The 2,470-nt window shown below is 73.0% G+C and carries 1 protein-coding gene; it reads left to right on the top strand.

Annotated elements, in window-relative coordinates; all coding sequences use genetic code 11:
- On the top strand, positions 1 to 2,470 hold a 2,470-nt coding region (locus ABZ260_RS49970; RefSeq protein WP_355632703.1), incomplete at both ends, for a BTAD domain-containing putative transcriptional regulator.

Here is a 2,470-nt window from a genome sequence, read left to right as displayed (position 1 = left end):
GGCTGGACACGCGGCCGGAGGTGACCTGGAAGGGCTCGGGGCGGCCGTCGGGGCGCAGCGCGATGACCTCGCCGTCGAGAACCAGGTCGCTGCCGCGGCCGCGGCCGGCTCCATGGCGGCGGCGTCGGCGCTGCTGGGAGAGGCACTGCGATCGTGGCGCGGGGAACCGCTACAGGACATCCCGTCGGAGACGCTGCGACGGGAGGTCGCGCCCGTGCTGGCCGAGCGCAGGCTGGACGCGCTCCAGTCCCGCATCGAGGCCGACCTTGCGCTGGACCGCCACGAGGAGGTGCTCCCCGAGCTGCGGAGGCTGACCACCGCGCATCCGCTCCGGGAGCGGTTCTGGGCACAGCGGATGCTGGCGCTGTACCGGTCGGGACGCCAGGCCGAGGCCCTGCGCTGCCACCACTCCGTCAGGGAGATCCTCGCCGAGGAACTCGGCGTCGATCCCGGCGCGGAACTGCGGGAGCTGCACCAGCGGATTCTCAACAACGATCCCGCACTCACCGCCAAGGGCCCCTCCGGCAATCTCCCCAGCGAGATGACGACCTTCGTGGGCAGGGAACGGCAGCTCACCGACGCCGGGCGGCTACTGGAGACCAGCCGCCTGGTCACGCTGACCGGGGTGGGCGGGGTGGGCAAGACCCGGCTGGCGCTGCGGCTGGCCGCACAGGTGTCGCCCGCCTTCCCGGACGGGGTGTGGATCGCCGACCTCGCCCCGCTGACCGAGCCCGAACTGCTCGACCGGACGGTGGCGCAGGCTCTCGGAATCCGCGACCAGTCCGCGCGCCCCTGCGTGGACATCCTGATCGAGCATCTGCGTGACAGCAGGACGTTGCTGGTGCTGGACAACTGCGAGCACATGGTGAAGGCGGCGGCGACGTTGGTGACCGCGCTCCTGCGCGCGGTGCCCGGTCTGCGGGTGCTGGCCACCAGCCGGCAGCGGCTCGGCGTCCAGGGCGAGCACGTCCTGCCGGTGCCACCCCTCGCCGTACCGCCCATGACGCCGGTGAGTGAGGACGTCGAGCCGCCGCTGATCCGCTACGAGGCGGTGACGCTGCTGGCCGACCGCGCCGCGGCCTCGGCCCCGGACTTCCGGATCACGCGACACAACCGCGGTGTCGTCGCGCAGCTGTGCGGGCGGCTGGACGGTGTCCCGCTGGCCATCGAGCTGGCGGCGGTCCGGCTGGGGACGCTCTCGGCAGAGGAGATCCTCGACCGGCTCGACGACCGGTTCCGGCTGCTGGCCGACAACGACGCCGGGAACACGCCCCGCCATCACCGGACTCTGGGAGGCGTCGTCGACTGGAGCCACGACCTGTGCACCGAGCACGAGCGGCTGCTCTGGGCACGGCTGTCGGTCTTCTCCGGCGGGTTCGACCTGGAGGCGGCCGAGGCGGTGTGCTCCGGTGCGGGCATCGACCGCCACGACGTCATCGACGTTCTGGCGGCCCTGGCGCACAAGTCGATCCTGGTCGTGAGCACCCGGGGCGGCAGGACGCGTTACAGCCTGCTGGAGACCATCCGCCAGTACGGCAGGCAGCGTCTGGTCGACCTCGGTCAGGAGACCGCGGTGCGGCGACGCCACCGTGACCACTACCGGAGCACCGTCGCACGGGCCGCGGCCGACTGGTGCGGCCCCCGCGAGGTCGAGTGGCTGTCGCGGCTGCGGCAGGAACTGCCGAACCTCCGGACGGCACTGGACTTCTGCGTCACCGAGCCCGGCGAGGCCCGGAGCGGGCTGGAGATCACCGCCAACCTCACCCGGACCCGGTTCTGGTTCTTCAGCAGCACCATCGGCGAGGGTCGCCACTGGCTGGAGCGCGGGCTCGCGCTCTCTCCGCGCCCGCCGGACCCGCTCCAGATCGGCGCGGTGGCCCTGGCCGCCTGGATCGCCCTCTGCCAGGGCGACAAGCGGGGCGCCGAGAAGTTCCTGACCCACTGCCGCCGCCTGACCTCGCGATTCCCCGATGGTGACGCCCCCGCCGCCGTCACCTACGTCGAGGGCGCCCAGGCGCTGCTCATCCACGGCGATCCGCGGTCCATCCCGCTGCTGGCGAAGGCGAGGGACCGGTTCCTGGCGGACGGCGCGACCGGTGACGCCCACATGGCGACGATGCTCTGGGCCATGGCCTGCGCCTTCCTCGGGGACCGGGATACCGCCGTCGTCGCCGGTGACGCCTACCTGGCCGACGCCGAGGCACACGGCGGGGCCTGGGCCTACTCCTGGGGGCTGTGGGGCCTCGGTCTCGCGGAGTTGCGGCACGGCGACCTGGTACGGGCCGCCGCGCTTTTCCGCGACTCGCTGCGCCGCCAGCACGACATCGACGACCGCTGGGGGCCCGTGTGGGGCCTTGAGACGCTCGCCTGGGCCATCGCCCAGCTGCCCCTGGGCGGTACCGCGGTCGGCACCGGCGTCAACACCCCTCCCGGCTTCGCGGCCAAGGTCATCGAGAAGCTGCGCGAGGCC

This window comes from Streptosporangium sp. NPDC006013, from assembly GCF_040614275.1.
In the GTDB taxonomy this organism is placed as follows: domain Bacteria; phylum Actinomycetota; class Actinomycetes; order Streptosporangiales; family Streptosporangiaceae; genus Streptosporangium.
This window is presented reverse-complemented; position numbering and strand designations above follow the sequence as displayed.